Genomic DNA, 20,304 nt, shown 5'->3' with positions numbered 1-20,304 from the left:
ATGTATGTTTATTGTGCAGCAAAAAAGTGTATTACGAGATTTTTATATAAAATCTAGATGTTTATATTAAAAATCGAATTATATGTAAAGAAGGTGAACTTTAATGAAATCTTTGACTGTTATTATTCCATATAGCACTCAGGAAAATATACTAGAGGAATTGATCATATCTGCTTGGCAGCTTGATCCGATAGAAATTATCATTTTATTGCGCAATTCTAAAAGTGGATTGTACACAATAGCAAAGAAACATAAATGTCGTATTTTTTTCGAAGATAGACATATTGAAAATCACTCTGGATATGTGGCGGCATTAAAAGCAGCAAGAGGGGATGTCCTATTATTTTTAGACGGGAATTTTTCTGTTCCTGCAACTCAAATAAGAGAATTTCTTGAACCGATTCTTATAAGTCAAACCGATGTTATTTTAAATAATTTAAATGGAATTATTGATATGGATAAATGTCATAATTTAGATATAGTATGGAGAAAAATGTTAAATGAAATTTTACATCGACCTGATTTAAAGGGAAACTCGCTGCTCTCAATGCCATACGCACTTACAAAAGAGGTTGTGGTTGGTATTGGTTATGAGGTCCTCAAAAAACCAATTCTTTTACATGCGATGCTAGTGGACCAAGGGTGGCGTATTAGTCATCGTTATTCAATAAATATGTTATCTAATGATGAATTGCTGCAAGAGGACAGGTATCTATTTAAAGAGAAATTAACTGATGCAGAGAAGCTTAAAATAAAAAATTATTTGGTTGTATTATCTAAATGGTTAAAAAAGTATGGTACAAGGGGCGGTTTTACGGATTGGGGTAAGAGAAGAGATATCATTGAGCAATTAAGTCAATATAAACATTTCCCCTCGTATCAAAAAGGATGGGGAATGAAATCTTCTATATACGATGGGAAACAGCTCTCCGTCATTATACCAGCACAAAATGAAGAAGCAACAATTGAACAAGTTATTCGTGAAGCCAGAAAAATTGAACCATATGAAATCTTAGTTGTAGTGAACGGTTCGGATGATCAAACAGCAGCTATTGCTTCTAGTCTTGGGGCAACTGTTATTGAATACGCTGAGCGTCTTGGTCATAATGTTGGTCGTGCGATCGGTGCCCTTGAAGCTACAGGGGATATTCTCTTATTTGTAGATGGTGATTTCAGCATTCCGGCTAGTGATTTACATCGATATACGCAGGCCGTTGCTGATGGAATGGATATAGCACTAAATAATTTAAGCCCAAGTCTAAATCCTCCTTTTTACATTGTTGATATCGTAAAGTACATGTTGAATTTGGCTTATAATCGTCCTGAATTAAGTAATGGATCTTTAGTAGCTATTCCACATGCTATCAGTAGGTCTTGCATAGAAGGAATAGGATGGGAAAGTTTATTATGCCCTAGTCTTGCACAAGTCAAAGCTATAATACAAGGATACAGAGTAGAGTGTATACATTATGTAGATGTTGTAAAACCAAATCGGATTCGTTCAAATGAGCATATCAATCATAAAGGCCATCCACCAGCAGTATTACGAATAATGGGTGATCATCTTGAGGCATTGTCTTACTTAATAAAACATTTGGACTTGCATGGTGACCTAGATATGAGGAAGTAAGGGGAAATAAAAATATGAAGAAATTACTTTCTGCCATTATATTAGTTGAACAGGAAATGAATTTGTTAGCGGATGTTATTCGATCCATTGCCAATCTATTTCCTTATGAGATTCTTGTTGTAATCAACGAGAATCTGGAGAAAAATCAAAATGTTGCAAATGAATTTGGGTGCAAATATATTTTATACAATCAAGAAGATTATTATGCAGCACGTGTCGTAGGAGCAAAAGAAGCAAAAGGAGACGTCTTATTGTTCTTAGATGCAAATACAGTTATTCCGCCTTTAGAACTAAAAAAATTCGTTCAACCTACTTTAGAAGGTACATCCGATGTGGTCCTGAATAATTTACAATCTTTTTTCCTTGAAAGGCAACAAAAGCAATGGCCAGACTCAAATACGGTTTGGAGACAAATGGTAAACGAGATATTAGGAAAAAAAGAGTTTCATATCAATTCAATTCTTTCTTTACCTCATGCGATTACCAAAGATGCTTTGAAAAAAATCAATTTAGAAAGTCTAGTAAATCCTGTTCTAGCTCATATGAGGCTCATTGAAAAAAATCAGCGTTTTAGCTTTCATTATTCTATAGATACAACATTATCTAAAGAATTTTGTCTAAAAGATCAGGATCTCAATAAAAAATCATTGTCAGTTTATGAAAGCCAAATTATGAACAAGCATTTGGATGCGTTGGCAGAATGGTTAAATAAAAACGGGACAAGAGGTATGTATACAGATGGTATAAGAAATCGAGAGTATATAAAAATACTCAAAGAAAATAAACACATTCCCTTTTCTCAAAAAGGGTGGGGGATGAAATCGCTAATATACAATGGAAAACAGTTGTCTGTCATTATACCAGCACAAAATGAAGAAGCAACAATTGAACAAGTTATTCGTGAAGTCAGAAAAATTGAGCCTTTAGAGATTATTGTAATTGTAAATGGTTCCACCGATAATACTGCAAATATTGCTAAGAAACTGGGTGCTACAGTTATTGTGTATAAAGACGCGTTGGGGCATGATGTGGGGAGGGCAATCGGTGCAATGAGTGCAAAGGGTGATATTCTTTTATTTTTGGATGGAGATATTATGCTTCCTGCAAAAGACTTACATCCATTCTCTCAAGCAATTGCAGATGGATTCGACGTTGCTTTGAATGATTTAACCCCTTATTTATCCCGCTATGTCCCCCTTCATATTGTTACTTTATTTAAATATGCTTTAAATCTAGCATGTGATAGAAAAGATTTAGGTATAGGTTCATTTACAGCGATTCCGCATGCAATAAGTAGAGAATTTCTCAATGATGTTGGCTGGGATGCGTTAATATGCCCAAGTGTTGTACAAGTGAAAGCTGCGTTAAATGGTCATAAAATAAGTTGTGTTCATTATGCAGATGTAATAAAAACGAATCGAATTCGTCCAAACCAAAATGTTGTAGCAAAAGGATATTCGCCAACTACATCACTTATTTTAGGTGATCACCTAGAAGGTTTTTCATATTTATTTCAATCCAGAGGAGAGTAAGGATGTAAGTTGAATGGCAAATGATTCGTGAAGATACATCTCCAATATATTTAATAAATGAAAACAAAAAATATTGTGTAGCAAAAGAAATTTGTATATTAAATATCATTTGGAAAGGTTGATTAACTTGCTCGATCAGTATAAGAAAATAAAAATCTCCTATAAACAATTGGATCAAATACAATTTAATATGTTAGATCCTTTTATACTTGATGTTGAGTGGGATGAAGTACAATATGAGTTTTTAATTCGAATCAAGACAAATGCTTCTAATGTTCTTATTTTTGGTTCTGGGGCAGGCGGATTTCAAGAACAGCCAATTGGTCCCCCTATCTTTCATAGACATTCTTGGATGGGAGAATTTGAAGATACCGTTATTTATTATAATGATCCTACCTTGTATCTTGGAGAAATATCTCTAGGTTGGGGACAAGGGACGCAGGACAGATTTTATTTAAAAGATATTTCAATGATTTTAATGAAAATCCTCGCGAAGTTACATGTTGACCATAAAAATGTATTATTTTATGGCAGTTCTGGGGGAGGGTTTATGTCTTTAATATTGGCAGGTTTTGTGAAAGGTTCCACAGCTCTGGTTAATAACCCACAAACAATTCTAACAAAGTGGATCCCTGTACCAGTAAACCAAGTATTTAATCTGTCCTATCCAGGCTTATTAAGAGAAGATATTGAAAAAAAGTTTGGTGATCGAATTAACGTTTTAGAGTTTTATAATAGCATAAAATATATACCGAACATTTACTTTTTACAAAATGTTGCATGTGAATTTGATGTGCAAAATCATTTATTACCATTCATTTCTGGATTAGAAAAGATAGATGCGGATTATGATGTGAATCAAATTAAAATAGATTTATATTATGACAAAAAAGCAGGACATGCAGCCGTTGGAAAAAATGAAACCATTTATTATATCAATCAAGTAAAACCTAATAAAAACACGAGAGGAGTGCAGGGAGAGGTGAAATTATCAGTTATTATTCCACTTGAAGAAGGGGGAGAAACATTAAATCGTGTATTAGAAAAAGTTAGTTATTTGCAGCCGCTTGAGATAATTATCGTGACAAATGATAAGGAAGAGATAGACAAAAGTTTTATAAAAGTGGTTGGACGCAATGTAATTGTGTTAGAAGAAAAAGACAACAATAAAGCACGTGTTACTGGAGCGAAAGCTGCCAAGGGGGATGTTTTGCTGTTTCTGCACGGAAATGCTGTTATTTTTTCAATACAGCTGGAACAATTTCTAAAACCTATACTGAATAATGAAACGGACGTACTTGTAAATAATATGGATTCTTCACTTTTTGAAAGTATGAAAATGAACTGGCCAGATGTATCTGGATTATATAGACAAGTGTTAAATGATGTAATAGAACGTACGGACTTAAAGATTGATTCTATGTTATCTATGCCAAATGCAATCACAAAGGAAGCGATAGAAGATATAGGGTATGAGATCTTTATGAATCCTATTCTTGCTCAAATAAGACTCGTAGAAAAAGGATGGCGTATTAGTAGTTCTTCCTCCATAATCATGAAATCTTTAAATCATGCCCCCTCAAACAAACAAACCTTCTATAAAAATAAACTAACAAAAAGAGAGATATATGACATTGAAAACCACTTACAAGTAATGTCAAAATGGCTGCAGAAAAAAGGGACAAGGGGAGGATATACAGATGGAGGAAGAAAAAGAGAAATTATAGAGCAGTTGAAAAAGGAAAAAAACTTTTCTCTTTTTCAAAAAGGATGGGGGATGCATTCTTCTATCTACAATGGAAAACAGTTAACAGTCATTATCCCAGCACAAAACGAAGAATCAACGATTGAACAAGTTATTCGTGAAGCTAGAAAAATTGAGCCTAAGGAAATCATTGTAGTTATTAACGGTTCAACTGATTGTACAGAAATGATTGCTAAACAATTAGGAGCTACGGTTATTGTCTATGAAGAAACGTTAGGACACGATGTTGGACGTGCAATTGGTGCTTTAGAGGCCACTGGTGATATTCTTCTGTTTATTGATGCTGATTTTTCAATTCCGGCGAAAGATCTTCATCCGCTAACGCAAGCTGTTGCTGATGGAACCGACATGGCCTTAAATGATTTGAATTTAAACCTCAGATTCCCTCTGTACATTGTAAATGTATATAAATATATGTTAAATATAGCTTGTAATCGTAGAGACCTAGGTGTTGGATCTCTCGTTGCCGTTCCTCATGCTATTAGTAGAAAGTGTTTAGATGGAATTGGTTGGGATACACTTTTCACATCATGCCTTGCACAAGTAAAGGCAATATTACAAGGTTATAAAGTAGAATGTGTTCATTATGTAGATGTGATGAAACCAAACCGTATTCGGCCAAGTGAACATTTCGCATCAATAGGACATCCGCCGGCCGTATTACGAATTACAGGTGATCACTTAGAAGGTCTTTCATATTTATTAAAACAGAGTGGATTTAAAGGTGTTTTTCCTAACATCAAAGTGAAAACAGATGAGGAATAAATGAGTAGGAAAGAATTATCCCCCACTTCGTCTTTTTATAAAAATAACGAAACGGTAAGGAGGTGATTAAGTCGATTAATCAGTTGAAAAAGGTAAATATTCTGTATGAGCAGCTTAAAAAAATTCATTTTATTATGACAGAACCTTTTCTACTAAATATTGAATGGAATGCAGTAAACTATGAATTTATTATTCGTATCAAGCCAGAATCACCAAATGTCATTATCTTAGGTTCAGGCGCAAGTGAAAATCAACAGCCTCCCATTTTCCAAAGATATACCTGGATGAAGGACTTTGAAGATACTTTAATTTTCTATAATGACCCCACTCTTTATTTAGGCGAAATCAATTTAGGTTGGGGGCAAGGAACGGTAGATAGATATTATTTAAATGAGATAGCTATAATTTTAGAAAAAATAATAAATAAGATACATGTAACAAAAGAAAATGTATTATTTTATGGGAGTTCAGGTGGGGGCTTTATGTCTCTAATATTAGCTGGATATATAAAAGGATCCTTAGCTTTAGTTAATAATCCTCAAACGATTTTAACAAATTGGTATACAGAGTCTATTAATCAAGCTTTTAATCTCTCATACCCCAATCTATCTATTGAAGAGATAGAAAAATTGTTTGCAGAGAGAATTAATGTTATTGCATTTTATAACAAAATAAAATATGTACCTCATATTTATTATTTGCAAAATATAGCCGCCGAGTTTGATATGCAAAATCATTTAGAGCCCTTTATCACAGGGCTGCAACAGATAAATGAAAATTGCATCATAAACCAAGTTAAAGTAGATCTATATTTTGATAAACATTTAGGACATATTCCATTAGAGAAAAATAAAATTATGTATTATATAAACCTACTAAAGCGTAAAAATGATGGTCTTATCATAGAGAAAGAAAAAAGATAATAATATAACAGCTTAGAAAGGAAGGATAGAATAAAATGAGAAATTGTATCGTAACAGTTATTGGTTTAGGTTATGTAGGTCTTCCTTTAGCAGTTCATTTTGCTAAACAGGGCTATAAAGTAATTGGACTAGATCAAGATGAGGAAAAGATAAAAATGATTTCTAAAGGTGAGAGTTATATTCCAGATGTTTCTTCAGAAGTTTTACGAAAACTATTACAAGATAACAAATTAATTGTGTATACACCTACGAATGGTGTTAAAGAGTTTAAGAAAAGCAATTATGTTATTGTCACCGTCCCAACCCCCATCAATCAAAAAAAAGAACCCGATTTAAGTGCACTTATTTCTGCATCAAACTATATTCAGCAGAATCTCCAAACAGGACAAACCTTCATTTTTGAAAGCTCCACTTATCCAGGAACATTAGAAGAAATAGTGATTCCTATTATATCGAGATTTGGAAAGAAAGCGGGGGTAGATTACTATATTGGGTATTCCCCAGAGCGCATTGATCCCTCAAATGATCAATATACGGTGCAGTCTATTCCAAAAGTAGTAAGCGGTCAAACAGAGAAATGTAAACAAAAAGCTTTAGCATTATATGCAACTGTATTTGATAAAGTTGTACCAGTTAGTTCACCAAAAGTAGCGGAAATGTGTAAGCTCTTTGAAAATATTCAGCGTTTAGTTAATATTTCTCTTGTGAATGAATTAAATGCTTTGTGTAAAAAATTAAACATAGATTTTCGTGAAGCGATAGAAGCTGCGGCCACTAAGCCTTTTGGTTTTATGCCATATTGGCCAGGACCAGGAATCGGTGGACATTGCATTCCAGTAGACCCTTTATATTTTCAATGGAAAGTAAATGAGTATGGTCTGACTAGTGAATTAATAGAAGTAGCGCATCAAATTAATGCAAGAATGCCACAAGAAGTAGTAAATCAAGTGAAGGAAGTCGTACAGTCTCCTGCAAGTATTTTGGTTATTGGTATTGCCTATAAGAAGGATGTAAATGACATGCGTGAATCACCAGCTATTCCTATCATACAGTTATTGGTAGATGCTGGATATGTAGTGCAATATTATGATCCGTTTATTTCTTCAGCAAAAATTGGAGATACATTCTATGAATCAATTGTTTTAGAAGAAACTATATTGAAACAGATCGGATGTACACTTATTTTAACAGATCATTCAAACATTGATTGGCAGCTTATTAAACAAGCAAATCATATTGTAGACACACGTGGTGTCATAAAGAAGGTGAGTGCATGAGCAAGCGTTGTTTAATTACAGGTGGGGCTGGATTTATTGGATCACATTTAGCAGAAGAACTGGTTAAAAGGGGGTATCAAGTAACAATTGTCGATAACTTTTATAAAGGAAAAAGTAGTTATCATACGAATTTAGTGGATTCTATCCCTATCATTCCAATAAGTGTATTAGAAAAAGGTACAATATATGAATTGGTTCAACAACATGATGTTGTGTTTCATTTAGCTGCGATCTTAGGTGTAAAGACCACGATGGAAAAGAGTATCGAACTGATTGAAACAAACTTTGATGGAACGAGAAATATTTTACAAGCGGCACTGGCTGGAAAGAAGAAAGTTATTTTTGCATCTACTTCTGAAGTATATGGAAAAGCGAAACCACCTTTCAAAGAAGAAGGGGATCGTCTCTATGGAGCAACTTCAAAAATTCGTTGGAGCTATGCATTATGTAAAACATTAGAAGAAACCCTTTGTTTGGGATATGCATTGAAGGGATTACCAGTAACAATTGTTCGTTATTTTAATATATATGGACCAAGAGCAAAAGATGGTCCGTATGCTGGGGTAATTCCACGTTTTATTCATGCAGCCTTACAAGGTGAAGACATTCTTGTATATGGAGATGGAACGCAAACCCGTTGCTTTACGTATGTAAGTGATGCGGTAGAGGCAACAATTAGCGCAATGGATACAAAAGCAAATGGAGAAATACTGAATATTGGTTCTGAAAATGAAAAAAGTGTACAAGAAGTAGCAGAAAACATTCATCAACTAACCCATTCATCCTCAAAAATTGTTCATGTTCCCTTTGAAGAGGTATATCCGCATGGATTTGAAGAAATTCCAAATCGTCGGCCTGACGTAACCAAACTAAAAGAAATTTTACAGTTTCAGCCAAGTACGTCATGGGAGAAAGGTTTAAACGAAACTATAGCTTGGTTTCGTGGTACCAAAAATAAATAAGTTATTGTTTAATGAGTTATAAAGTAAACAAAAAAGAGTCCTGAATTACTAGAGACTCTTTTTTACTGTAAGTTCCTAAAAGATTTTAGTGCAAATATATTACTAGAAATTAGTTCGCCTAGGTATGTTTATTGCCACTAGTTAATAGTTTTGATTTTACTAGTTAGTAGATATGTATATATAGCCGTGCCTTTCTTTGTTATTCCACATAATTTAGTAATGAAAATATAAATGAAATGGAGGGAAATTAATGGCTTGTACAAGTAGGAAATGCTTTAATATTTGTTTAGAAACCAAGATTAATCCAAATGGCGGCGCAGAAATAGTTGTAAGATGCAATGATGAGTGTTCGTCTAATTTTAAAGTCATACCGTTTATTGCATGTATTGATATTACATTAAATGATGATTTGAGTTTTTCATCTGAACTGTTTAGTCTTACAAAAAGATAGTTAGATAGTTACTATTAAGCGTTTTTCTTATTTTATTTAACTAATGAAATATACCGTTACCTTAATTTGTTAAGTGCATATTCTATAAGTAGATGTTAACAGAAAGGAGGGACAGTTATGGCGTGTACTACAAATAATGTTTGTTTTGATGTATGTCTTGTGATTACCATTACTCCTGGAGGCGGAGTGACGGTAGGCGTAAATTGTGGTGGAACATGTGGGACAAGTCCTACTATTGTAATAGAACCTAGTGGAGCAATTGTTATTACATTACCATTAGTGGCATGTTTCTCAATCACATTAAATGATGACTTAAGTGTTTCATCTCTATTAACAAGTCTTTCTTTTCAAACTTCTTAAATTAGCAAATTCTTAGAAATGTAGTAAATAAAAAAATTCCTTCTTTATTTACTACTAATGAATAGTAAGATGTATAAAAATAGGAAAAAAAAGACGGTGTTAATCCGTCTTTTTTTCCTATTTTTATTTGAATTAATCCTATAAATTTGGGGGAATTATAAAATTAAAAAAGTCCCCTTTTTCCTTTTTGATTGATGAGATAAGAAATTCCTTCTATATGATCGCCAATAATTTGTTGTGTCGATAACGGAAGTTCTCCGTTTTTAGAAAAATGTTTTTCTGGACGAACACGATTCATTGTATCTATCCCAACTGAATGAACATTTTTAACTTTAAAACCTTCTATAATTGTTCTAACCTGACTTAATACTGGCGAGGTAAGTGCATCAAAACCAATTTTGTTAATAAAGTTCCGACTAAAAGCATGAGGGACTGCAATTGTTGAACCCATGCCTAAATCTTTACGATTACATGCTAAATTAACAGCATATTTGCAAGCAGTCATAATAGAATAAGGAAAACGATACATATAGTAATGTTCTAATTTGTTTAAAGCTAGATCTACACCATTTTGAACGGAATGAACGAAGGGTAATAAATTGGTCTAGAAATCAAAAAATCACCGTCAATAAACAATAAAATATCACCTTTTGCAAAATATGCACCAATAGCACGTCCAGTATCATTTCCAAGTGCCTCTTGGTAGGTGATAACAGTCACTCCGCACTTGTTCGCGATTTCTTCTGTATGATCTGTTGTTCCATTAACTACAATAATAATCTCAAGAGGATTTAATTTTCGTGTTTCTTGAATAACAGCTTCAATTGTACTTTCTTCATTTTGGACAGGAATTATAACGGATAATTGTTTCCCCCCGTAAGTATTAGAGTATAGTTCCTGACCTGTAGTGATTTTTGGCATATATTTTTGTTTTTTGAGTTTTAATCCTTCAACAATATCTCGCCGTCTGTTCCTATCTGTATATTGAGCTCGTGAATTTTGTTTATCACTAATCCACTTTGCTAATGCTTCAATGTGATTGCCAATGATTTGCTTTTCATAAACGGAAAGTGGTGTAGAGGGGGATAAATTTTGTTGTGGGTTGTAGCGATTTGATGGCATTGCATCAATCTCCATATCATGAGAAATACGAAACCCATTTTTAATAGCCTTTAACTGTGCTAGGATTGGATTTGCTAAACTATCAGCATCAATTCTCTCAACAGCTTTTTTTGGCATTGCGTAAGGAGAGAATACTAAGGAATCTATGTTTAAATCAGGGCGATGAAAAAAATGATTAGATATTTGCTGCCATATAGTTGCTGTGTCAGGGCGCTGTCTTTTGTAAAAAATATAATTTAAATTATTTAATACCATATCCATATTTTCTTCTAATAATGGTCGAATAAATTTTTTTAATGTAGAAGGTGGAATAACAACAGTAGTGTCTAAAAATAGCAAGTTATCCCCTTTAGCTTTTTTTGCCCCTATAGCATGGCTTACGTTATGATTAACCGGTTCATCACATGAAAGGATTCTACAACCGTAAGACTTTGCTATTCCAAAAGAACTATCAATATATCCGTTTATCACAATGATGATTTCTAAAGGTTCAAGCTGTAGGTACGATTGTAAAATGCTTGCTAGTGTTTTCACTTCATTATGGATAGGAATAATAATCGAAATAGACTTTTTGTGCATGACGATTCTCCTTTTTAAAATGAGGTAACTCTGGATGGAGATTACAAATAAAATAGGGAGAAAGGGATTGTTTATTTTTGCATTTGTGTGCTACACCTTTTGAGTAATTGAACAGTTACTTATTTTTTTTCGGATTCTTGATTGGTATTGGATGAATTTGAATTTTTTGCTATCCCTGAAGCAATTAAATTATTTAGGGCACCAAGATCAAGTTTTATAGGAATAGAGTTACCCATCGAGCTTTTTCCTTCTTCTTGTTTAGCATTTAATACCGTCATTATATTTTTGATTTCTTTGTATTGTTTTAATAAAAGGACGAATCTGCCTATTATCAATAGAAAAGAAACTGGAAGAGTTAGAGGGAAAGTATGATATGTTTGTGAAGAGAAATATAATAGAATAAATATAAAAAATGTGCTAACAAGTTTGCAAACGAACTGGTTAACACACATACGAAATAGATATAAAATATCTCTGATATATCTCTTAAAAAAACAGACTTAATCAAATAGATGAGACACGTAAACTATTAAAGGCTTAATGGATAATGGAACCATGCAGAGTAGATTGGGGAATACTAGATATTCAAATTTCTCTTATTCAATAATGAGATAATAAAATTTCACGTACCTTATATGAAAATAAAAAACAAATTTAAGCAATAGGGGATTTTAATAAAGAATGACCTTTGAATTATTTGAAGTTAATATATAAAATTATATTGATATAGATATAATTACTAGTTAAAAATGTAGATTAAATTTGATGTGGTTAAAGGTGAAAATTTCGATTTTACTTTACTTGAAACAAAATTGCTGAAAACTTTTAAAGAAGTGGATAATGTAGCAATAGTCGAAAAGGTTGAAGATAAACTTTTTGAAAGAGATGATGTGCGAACCCATTTAGCGGAGATTACTATCAATGTTACAGGAAAGAATATTGGATATAGATCAGTTTCAGCTAGTATATTTTTTGTTCTAGACAGTCTATCAATAAAGCTATTCAATATTAATATTAGTGTACATTAAGTATCCCAAATGGATGTTTTTAATTTGTTAAAAGTTAAAAAGAAATTCCGCATTGAACCAGTGAACATTCTAATTAGACAAGCATATGATGAATTCATGGGACGAATTATCATATGAGATGAAACTTTGGAGCACCATATTTATTTGTTAAAGGGTACCTTTTTTTGCACTTTTTAATAAGGACAGGCATATATTAGAGAATGGGGTAGCCCCACTTCATATATTTGAGCATCTGGAATCGTCAGGTGCTCTTTATTTTTTGGAAAAATGAATATTTATATTAAATGATTATATAAATAGATAAAATATAGTTATTTGATTCAGATTTAAACCAAGGGGTACAAATTCGCTGTGTCGTGAAAAGGATTTGTTTAAACAATGGAAGGCAGATTTACAAGCTGTTGTAGAAGAGGGTGAAGAAAAAAGCTAAGAAAAAGAATATGAAGTATAGCATTCCTGGTAATACAGCTGACTTCATGAATGGAAAAGATACTTTTCGTAAAGAGAATGGGTATTGAAGCAAAGTAATTAATAATTTGAGGATAAATGATTTTGATTAAGTGTATAGGAACTATAGTAGGCGCTGTCGTGATTTGGGCTGTGTCTTATTTTTTATTAAGAAAATATAACAAATTAAACAAACACAATGAACGAAAAAATACCTGAGACTATTGCCACAGGTAGACTTGTATAATTAATAAAAGCAATTATATTAATGTACTATTTTTGATGTCCACTAATACTTACCATCAGATTTGGTTCGGTTGCCACACAGACCTCATAAGCAAGAAATTGTACACAATATAAAATAGTAAAATAAATATCTAATCCCTTAACGTACAAGGAATCGGATATTTTGTTTCTAAATTGTGTCCAAACGTACAAGTTTCCTTTTTTGATATGGTGATCCTATGCACATCAAGCTAAGGTTTTTAATTACCCCCAAAGGAAAAATTTATCTCTCTACAGTCATTTATGAAAAATTAATCGAATTTCTTTTTTTAACAGATGATTAATTTTTCATAAATATACTCAAAGGTTAGGGTTTTATAATAACTTTTATGTACTGTTAATATTTCATAAAAGTTATTGTGAATTTTGTGAATGAATGTTTTTGACTTTCTACTTTAATAAATCCATGATGAGCTTCGATAATTGATTTTGATAGCGCTAAGCCAATTCCAATGGACCCTTCTTTATTAGAATTTTTTGTTTTGTAAAATCTATCGAATATATATGGCAAATCTTCTGATGCAATACCTTCACCAAAATCTTGAATTATTATTTCAGTATGAATAGGAGAGTTTGTGACTTCAATATAAATAGAACTATTATCATTTGAATGTTCAATGGAATTCTTTAAAATATTTAATAAAGCTTCTTGCATCCAAATACTGTCATGGAAAAGTGATATTTTTTCATTGGTTTTTAAATGTATGTTCATATTTTTTTTATTTAATTTACTGTTCAAACTAGCAATGACCTCATAAATTGTATCAATAATATCAGAGTTTTCTTTTTCAAATAGTATTGCTCTAGCATCTATTTTTGAAACTTTTAATAAATTATGTATTAAAAAGTTGATTCTTGAAATTTGAACATCATTATTGTGTAAAAAATGATATTGTTGTTCATTTAATTTACCTTGTAATAAGATATCATTGTTCACTGTTAGTGTTGAGAGGGGTGTTTTTAGTTGATGAGAAATATCTTGTAAAGTTTGAATTAAAAATTGTTTTTCTTCCATTAAATTATGCATACTTTTTCTAATAACATGTTTCAGTTTATGAAAAGAATTAGCAAGTTTAGCTAGATCACCTTCTCTATTTTCCTTGATATCAATGGTGTAATCACCTTCAATAATTTTATTCGCTGCAGCTGTTACATTTCTAATTTTTAAGAAAAAAGATTTATATTGTAAGTAATTTAGAAAAATTAGGATTAAGCTGAACCCTATTGCTCCAAGGAACATGTATATATTGTTTTGGGATATATGTTTATTTAAATAAGGAAAAAGTCTTGAATCCAATTCAGCAGATAGACCATATTGTTTTAATAGCATTTCTCCATCACTGGAATAATCTTTTTTATTGGCTGTATCATTTGTAAGTGCTTGTATTATTTCGTATTCATTTTCTGGGTTTTGTTCAATTAGTTTTCCAGTAATTTCACTCCAAATAGTAATATAATCATTTTTTAAATGGTCATAAAGAATATGAACTGTGATAACTTGATATATAATAAATAAAAAAGAGATTAATGCTAATGTAAGTATATTAATTTTTATTTCTCTATTTATCATTAAATTACTCCTTACTGACGTCTTTATTCCAGAAATATCCGACACCTCTTTGTGTGATTATACAATTAGGATTTTGTGGAATATCCTCAATTTTACTTCTTAATCTTTTTACATAAACAGAAAGAGTATTTTCATCGAAAAACACTTCCCCTTCATCTGCTATTTTTTTCAATATCTCATTTCTTTGTAACACTTTATGAGGATTTAGCATTAATGTTAATAAGAGCTTGTATTCTAAATGTGTTAAATTTATACTTTTCTCATGCTTAAAAGCCCTGGCTGCTTCAACTTCAAGCTGTATATTTTCAGACCTCAATATAGTATTAGAAGCTGTTTTAATTTTTTTTCTTAATTGTACTTTTACTCTAGATAATAGCTCTTTTACCCTGAAGGGTTTTGTTATATAATCATCTCCACCAATATCAAGGCCCATTACTACATTCGCCTCCTCATCCAGTGCTGTGAGAAAAATAATAGGTATATCACCTTTTCTTTTAAGATAGGTACATAAATCATACCCATTTCCATCTGGGAGTCCAACATCCAATATAGCTAAGTCAAATTTATTATTTTCATATTGATCTTTTGCATCTTGTACAGTAGAAACCCTTATAACCTCAAGTCCTTCTCCTTTTAGAGTAAACTCAATAGCCATTCCTAGATCGTTATCGTCTTCAACGAATAATACTTTATCCACAGTATCTCTCCTCATTTGTCTTTGATTATGGCAGTATTTTAGATTATGACAGTTATTTTACACGTTGATTGGCTAATTTAAAATAGTTTAGTATGGAAATGGACTTTTAGAGGCTTTTCTGAGTATAAGCATAATACCCAAATCGGCTTAAAGCTTTTCAGTACATAATGAGATACAACAATTACTTAAAGCAGAATATTTACGTAATTCATACATGTACTTGCTTATATTTTGAAAAACCTTGTAATAGTGTCTTGTTGAATTTGTACGTTTTTATACAATCAGTAATGTTTTGTTTAAGTTATCTTATACAAAAATGTTAAATGAAATTTAAATTCGCATTAATTATGTAAATGAATTTTAAAAAACAGATCATTGAGAATAAGAGCCGAATGGTAGCGGATTTTTTAGAATTTGAAAAGTATGTGTGTACTTAAATAAGTGTATAAAAGCCGTTTAATTTTAAAGTATATCTTGATCAGAGTTACGAGTATATAAAAAGTTAGATTTAGTAATCTTACTAAACTGTAAGATTAAAGTATATATAGTAAGACAAGCGTTATTCAATTAACAATTAAAGACGTCTATACTGAAGGTAATCATTCTTTATTAAGACTTGTAGCATTTTAGCCACTGTTTATATAAAGAAAAAACTACTGTTCTAATCCCAGATTAAACAAAGTATATGAGGAGGAAGAAAATGAAAAAGATAATAGGATTTCTAGTAGTAACAGCGATTTTTATAGGTATAGGGTTTGCTGTAAATCGGTATATAAATGGTCCCTCACAACCAGTAAACGGTATCATGGTATCTGGAACGAAAGAAAATATATCAGCTGTCAAAAATCTGTATAAAGATCAAAACGTACGAACAGCAGATTATAGTTATAAATTGGTCACAGAAATAATAAAACAAGAACTTACTACCGAACAGAAAGAAGATTTTAAGAAAGAATGGAAAGAAAAAGGAGGAAATATGACTGAAGAAGAGATAGACAAGGAACTTGATAAACCATCTGTTAGAAAGAAACAATATGCGGTTATTACAAAATCTACAGCTGAAAAATTCTTAAAAAAAGGAATTGTAAGAACACCCTTATCAAAAGAAGATAGTTCAATGATTTCAACCCAGGTAAAAGAAATAAAAGAATTAACGAGTGAAAAAAACTTATTTTATAGAAAAAATGTGGAAGATGAGGAAGTTAAGGATGGAAATTTAAATTTAAATGGACAAATGATACCTGTTCAACATATTGAACAAAATAATTGGATTGGCTATTTTTCATCACCGATAGTAATTGTTAATGAGGAAACATATAAACAATTAAAAGAAGAAGAAGTAAGCCTTTCGTTAATTCAGTTTGCAAAAGAAAATTTTGATTATAAAAATAAAAACAAGGTAAAAAAGGTGGTCGAAGACGTTTCGAAAGTGTATGCAGTGAAAGACGAGAATGGTGAGTACGATAAAGATAAAATCTATTTTGTAGAGGTTCAAAATTAATCGGTGAAAAGGATGAGTTGTATGGAGGTTGTTAGATTAGAAAATGTAGTAAAAACATATGGAGAGGGAGAAACCCAAGTACAGGCGTTAAAAGGAATTAATCTTTCCATTCATAGGGGGGAATTTGTAACCATAGTTGGAGCATCAGGCTCTGGTAAAAGTACCTTATTGCATATTTTAGGAGGGCTGGATCGTCCGAGTTCGGGAAATGTGTTTATAGGTGATGAAAATATCTACAATTATAAAGATAATGAACTCTCTATTTTTCGCCGAAGAAAAGTTGGCTTTATATTTCAGTTTTTTAATTTAATTCCTGTCTTGAATGTACAAGAAAATATTGCTTTGCCAGCTCTATTGGACGAAGAACAGGTAGATAATCATTACCTGGATGAAATTATAAGAACTCTTGGGTTAAATGAAAGACGAGATCATTTGCCTTCTGAATTATCGGGTGGTCAACAACAAAGGGTATCTATTGGTAGATCTCTTATAAATAAACCCGATATTATCTTAGCGGATGAACCAACCGGAAATCTAGACACAAAAAATACAAAAGAAGTTCTGAATTTATTAAAAGTAACGGCTAAAAAATATAATCAGACGGTGATTTTAATTACCCATGATCCTGCTATCGCATCAAACTCTGATCGAATTATAACTATTACAGATGGCATGATTATTTCAGATAAACAATTAGTGCAAAATCAAGAAAAATGTGGAGGGGAGGAGTATTGATTCATAGTTACAAACAGTTAAGTCAAAAATATCTCAGAAGTAATATAAAACGTACTCTGCTAACATTAACAGGTATTATTCTAGCATTGGCGCTAATAACAACGATTGGACTTTTTTTAAATAGTGGATACACTTCGGGAATTGAAAATGCTAAAAAAGGTTCTATGGGTTCTGCAAATATTTCAGTTGAAAATTATAATCAAAAGCTTTTCAATATGATAAAAAGTAATCCGAATATATCTTCTTATGGCATCATAACTCCAGGAGAGGTGCTCCATGTTGATGATATAGCTGTTTCTTATATGTATGCAGATCACCAAGCATTGAAGCTGTTAAAGTCTAGTATTCCTGTAGAAGGTAAGCTACCTTCAAATGAAAACGAGGCTGTTTTAGAAAAATGGATGCTGCCTTACTTCGGGCCTAATCTTAAATTAGGCGGTATGTTTACTATTCATGAAAAAAAATATAAACTTGTTGGTTTGTTAAATAAGTCTAGTAGTAATCAGGAAAATAAACCCGGTCAATTATTGACATATAAAAATAAGTTTAAAGTTGGAGAAGGTAGCGTATTGATTGAATTACATAAGTACGCAAACTTTGATGAAGTTGAAAATCAATTTAAATTATTGACGAATAAAGAAAATATAAGAGTGAATGACCAATTAAAGAAAGCCTTAAAGCCTAGTGTGGAGATAATGGCGGCAGCAGCTATTAGTATTGGGATTGTTGTGATTTCTACAATTGTTATTATTTATAATGCATTTCAAATTAGTATAGTAGAGCGAATGAAACAGTTTGGCCTACTGAGGAGTATAGGAGCTACAAAAAAACAAATCAGGAAAATTGTGATAAGAGAAGCAACATTTCTTTCTATTATTGCTATCTTTTTTGGGATTTTGTGTAGTATATTAGTAGTCTTTTTACTTAATCAAGTACTGATAAACGTACTTCAAAACTCTATGGGATATACAATTAAATTAGATTGGTTAATTATATGTGTAAGTTCTTTAATTACATTGATAACTGTTTATATTTCAAGCTATTTCCCTGCTTTTTTTGCAGGTAGAATTTCACCGTTATTGGCCGTGAGTAGCCGATTAGCTATAAAAAAAGAAAAAATAAAGAAAAAAAAGAGAACAAAACTAAAGAAACCATTATCTTTTCCGTTAAGTATGGCATTAAAAAATATCCAAAGGAATCCAAATAGATATACAGTTACAATCTTGTCTATTATCATAAGTAGTGTACTGTATATCACGTTTACGTTTCTCATAGACACTGTCATTCAGCGTAAACAACCGGAAATTCAAGCTCTAAAATCGGACATATCAGTTACGGTTAAGTCTAATTTAGACAAGCCTAGCATAGATCGTATGAGTCAAAATATTCATAAAGTTAATAACGTAGAGAATCTGTACAAGCAATATCAGGCAAATGATTTTTATACGAAAGTACCAAAAAATAAACAAATTAAAGAATTAAAAGGAAATGAATCGCTATATCAAAAAGTAAAATATAATAATCAAACTATAGAAATTATGAAAACACAAATAAAAGCATACGATGAGAATAGTTTAAAGAAACTAGCTGAAAATGTAACTAGTGGAAGAATTGATATTTCAAAATTAAATCGTGAAAAAGAGGTTATTTTAGTAAAACAAGCTGCATCAAATGATATGAATACAAGTAAAAAATATATAGGTTCTCTAAGTACTTTTCAGGTAGGGGATGAAATCCAAATAACAAGTCAGCAGGAAAGAAAACCTACAGAGGAAATCTCTTACAATGAAGAAAAACTAGAAACTTTAAAAATAGCTGCAATTGTAGAATTGGATATTTTTAATATGAGCAGAGTAATGGATACCATAACTTTTATTACTAGTGAAAAAATAGCCGAATATATTACACCATCTCCACAAAAATTAACAGGTTTTGAAATTGATTTAGAGAATCAATCTCAGGCTGATGCTACAATTTTAGATATACAAAAGAAACTGGGTGGAGATGCATCTATAGATGTAAAAAATAATATTGTTCAAAGTAATTTCCATACAGACAATATACTTTATATAAAAATATTAGGGTACGGATTTATAGCTGTTATTACACTAATTGGTTGTGTAAATATTTTAAATACCATTACAGTCAGCATTATTATGAGAAGAAAAGAATTAGCTGCTTTAAAATCAATTGGTATGTCGCAAAAGGATTTGAAAAAGATGGTTATATATGAAGGACTCCTGTACGGTTTCTTTGGAAGTATACAAGGGATCTTTTTCGGCTGTATGTTGTCGTATATTCTTTATGTAGCACTGTCAAATACGGTGTCTTTTGAATGGATTATTCCTTATCAATCTAGTTTTATCACATTTATTACTGCACTGTTGATTAGTTATGTATCGGTACTAATTCCGCTTCGGAAAATTAAAAAGGATAACGTTATAGATGTAATTAGAGAAGAATAGAAGTAGTTATAACAATATGTGATTCTGAGGTTCATCCGGGATACGTGTAAAACGGTTCGTAATCTGTATTATATTTCAATTTTACAGTTTAAATCGAGGAATTCTAAAATAAAAAATACAAAAGATACGTTTACTGAAGTTCTTTAGGTAGTTAGGGTTTGATATACTAACTTAAAATAAAAATGTTGAGTAGTTCATTGTTAGTATACA

Annotated in this window: 15 protein-coding genes and 1 pseudogene; 12 read left to right on the top strand and 4 right to left on the bottom strand. The window is 31.6% G+C overall.

What is annotated here, in order from left to right; translation table 11 throughout:
• The first annotated feature begins 103 nt into the window (after positions 1-103).
• The 8 genes from DN407_RS28700 (at position 104) to DN407_RS28665 (ending at position 9,665) form a co-directional block, all read left to right on the top strand.
• The gene (locus DN407_RS28700) at positions 104-1,630 is read left to right on the top strand and encodes a glycosyltransferase family 2 protein (protein WP_149216958.1); all 1,527 of its coding nucleotides are present in this window, start codon (positions 104-106) and stop codon (positions 1,628-1,630) included.
• A 14-nt stretch (positions 1,631-1,644) separates the two neighbouring features.
• The gene (locus DN407_RS28695) at positions 1,645-3,162 is read left to right on the top strand and encodes a glycosyltransferase family 2 protein (RefSeq protein ID WP_144502561.1); all 1,518 of its coding nucleotides are present in this window, start codon (positions 1,645-1,647) and stop codon (positions 3,160-3,162) included.
• A 178-nt stretch (positions 3,163-3,340) separates the two neighbouring features.
• Entirely contained in the window at positions 3,341-5,692 is a 2,352-nt protein-coding gene (locus DN407_RS28690) for a glycosyltransferase family 2 protein (protein ID WP_179955850.1), read from the top strand.
• A gap of 62 nt (positions 5,693-5,754) precedes the next feature.
• A complete protein-coding gene (locus DN407_RS28685; RefSeq protein ID WP_149216957.1) occupies positions 5,755-6,615 on the top strand; it encodes a glycosyl transferase family 2 in 861 nt (286 codons plus the stop codon).
• A gap of 35 nt (positions 6,616-6,650) precedes the next feature.
• Positions 6,651-7,892, top strand: coding sequence for a nucleotide sugar dehydrogenase (locus DN407_RS28680; protein ID WP_098569874.1), 1,242 nt, complete (start codon positions 6,651-6,653; stop codon positions 7,890-7,892).
• Positions 7,889-8,854 carry a UDP-N-acetyl-alpha-D-glucosaminuronate decarboxylase gene (locus tag DN407_RS28675; RefSeq protein ID WP_097919488.1) on the top strand — a complete coding sequence of 322 codons (966 nt, stop codon included), beginning with the start codon at positions 7,889-7,891 and terminating at the stop codon, positions 8,852-8,854. Before DN407_RS28680 ends, DN407_RS28675 begins: the two co-directional genes overlap by 4 nt.
• A gap of 250 nt (positions 8,855-9,104) precedes the next feature.
• Complete coding sequence (locus tag DN407_RS28670; protein WP_098569876.1) at positions 9,105-9,305, top strand: hypothetical protein; 201 nt, start codon at positions 9,105-9,107, stop codon at positions 9,303-9,305.
• 117 nt (positions 9,306-9,422) lie between these two features.
• Complete coding sequence (locus tag DN407_RS28665) at positions 9,423-9,665, top strand: hypothetical protein (RefSeq protein ID WP_097919490.1); 243 nt, start codon at positions 9,423-9,425, stop codon at positions 9,663-9,665.
• A 163-nt stretch (positions 9,666-9,828) separates the two neighbouring features.
• Here the strand turns inward: DN407_RS28665 and DN407_RS28660 are convergent.
• A pseudogene (locus tag DN407_RS28660) lies at positions 9,829-11,366 on the bottom strand (glycosyltransferase family 2 protein).
• Between the two features lie 119 nt (positions 11,367-11,485).
• Complete coding sequence (locus DN407_RS28655) at positions 11,486-11,767, bottom strand: hypothetical protein (RefSeq protein ID WP_149217104.1); 282 nt, start codon at positions 11,765-11,767, stop codon at positions 11,486-11,488.
• A gap of 354 nt (positions 11,768-12,121) precedes the next feature.
• Between DN407_RS28655 and DN407_RS28650 the strand changes: the two genes are divergently transcribed.
• Positions 12,122-12,394, top strand: coding sequence for a hypothetical protein (locus tag DN407_RS28650; protein ID WP_227593391.1), 273 nt, complete (start codon positions 12,122-12,124; stop codon positions 12,392-12,394).
• A gap of 1,069 nt (positions 12,395-13,463) precedes the next feature.
• Here the strand turns inward: DN407_RS28650 and DN407_RS28645 are convergent.
• Both DN407_RS28645 and DN407_RS28640 read right to left on the bottom strand, forming a co-directional pair.
• Entirely contained in the window at positions 13,464-14,696 is a 1,233-nt protein-coding gene (locus tag DN407_RS28645) for a sensor histidine kinase (RefSeq protein WP_149216956.1), read from the bottom strand.
• A gap of 4 nt (positions 14,697-14,700) precedes the next feature.
• Complete coding sequence (locus DN407_RS28640; protein ID WP_098396981.1) at positions 14,701-15,393, bottom strand: response regulator transcription factor; 693 nt, start codon at positions 15,391-15,393, stop codon at positions 14,701-14,703.
• Between the two features lie 700 nt (positions 15,394-16,093).
• Between DN407_RS28640 and DN407_RS28635 the strand changes: the two genes are divergently transcribed.
• Genes DN407_RS28635 through DN407_RS28625 form a run of 3 tightly spaced genes read left to right on the top strand, consistent with a single transcriptional unit; the run spans position 16,094 to position 20,094 of the window.
• The gene (locus DN407_RS28635; protein ID WP_149216955.1) at positions 16,094-16,894 is read left to right on the top strand and encodes a lipoprotein BA_5634 family protein; all 801 of its coding nucleotides are present in this window, start codon (positions 16,094-16,096) and stop codon (positions 16,892-16,894) included.
• A gap of 21 nt (positions 16,895-16,915) precedes the next feature.
• Positions 16,916-17,629: an ABC transporter ATP-binding protein gene (locus DN407_RS28630; RefSeq protein ID WP_149216954.1), complete on the top strand. Its 714-nt coding sequence runs from the start codon at positions 16,916-16,918 to the stop codon at positions 17,627-17,629.
• Positions 17,626-20,094, top strand: a complete 2,469-nt coding sequence (locus tag DN407_RS28625; protein WP_149216953.1) for an ABC transporter permease — start codon at positions 17,626-17,628, stop codon at positions 20,092-20,094. The genes DN407_RS28630 and DN407_RS28625 overlap by 4 nt, the downstream gene beginning before the upstream one ends.
• The last annotated feature ends 210 nt before the right edge of the window (positions 20,095-20,304 follow it).

Source organism: Bacillus sp. JAS24-2, from assembly GCF_008274905.1.
GTDB classification, from domain to species: domain Bacteria; phylum Bacillota; class Bacilli; order Bacillales; family Bacillaceae_G; genus Bacillus_A; species Bacillus_A cereus.
Note: the sequence above shows the minus strand (reverse complement) of the source record. Positions and strands in the feature narration are given on the sequence as shown.

Excerpts from the sequence above, each read along its gene's own strand:
- DN407_RS28700 (WP_149216958.1), top strand. The coding sequence starts at position 104 with ATGAAATCTTTGACTGTTATTATTCCATATAGCACTCAGGAAAATATA.
- DN407_RS28695 (WP_144502561.1), top strand. The coding sequence starts at position 1,645 with ATGAAGAAATTACTTTCTGCCATTATATTAGTTGAACAGGAAATGAAT.
- DN407_RS28680 (WP_098569874.1), top strand. The coding sequence starts at position 6,651 with ATGAGAAATTGTATCGTAACAGTTATTGGTTTAGGTTATGTAGGTCTT.
- DN407_RS28675 (WP_097919488.1), top strand. The coding sequence starts at position 7,889 with ATGAGCAAGCGTTGTTTAATTACAGGTGGGGCTGGATTTATTGGATCA.
- DN407_RS28670 (WP_098569876.1), top strand. The coding sequence starts at position 9,105 with ATGGCTTGTACAAGTAGGAAATGCTTTAATATTTGTTTAGAAACCAAG.
- DN407_RS28665 (WP_097919490.1), top strand. The coding sequence starts at position 9,423 with ATGGCGTGTACTACAAATAATGTTTGTTTTGATGTATGTCTTGTGATT.
- DN407_RS28645 (WP_149216956.1), bottom strand. The coding sequence starts at position 14,696 with ATGATAAATAGAGAAATAAAAATTAATATACTTACATTAGCATTAATC.
- DN407_RS28635 (WP_149216955.1), top strand. The coding sequence starts at position 16,094 with ATGAAAAAGATAATAGGATTTCTAGTAGTAACAGCGATTTTTATAGGT.
- DN407_RS28630 (WP_149216954.1), top strand. The coding sequence starts at position 16,916 with ATGGAGGTTGTTAGATTAGAAAATGTAGTAAAAACATATGGAGAGGGA.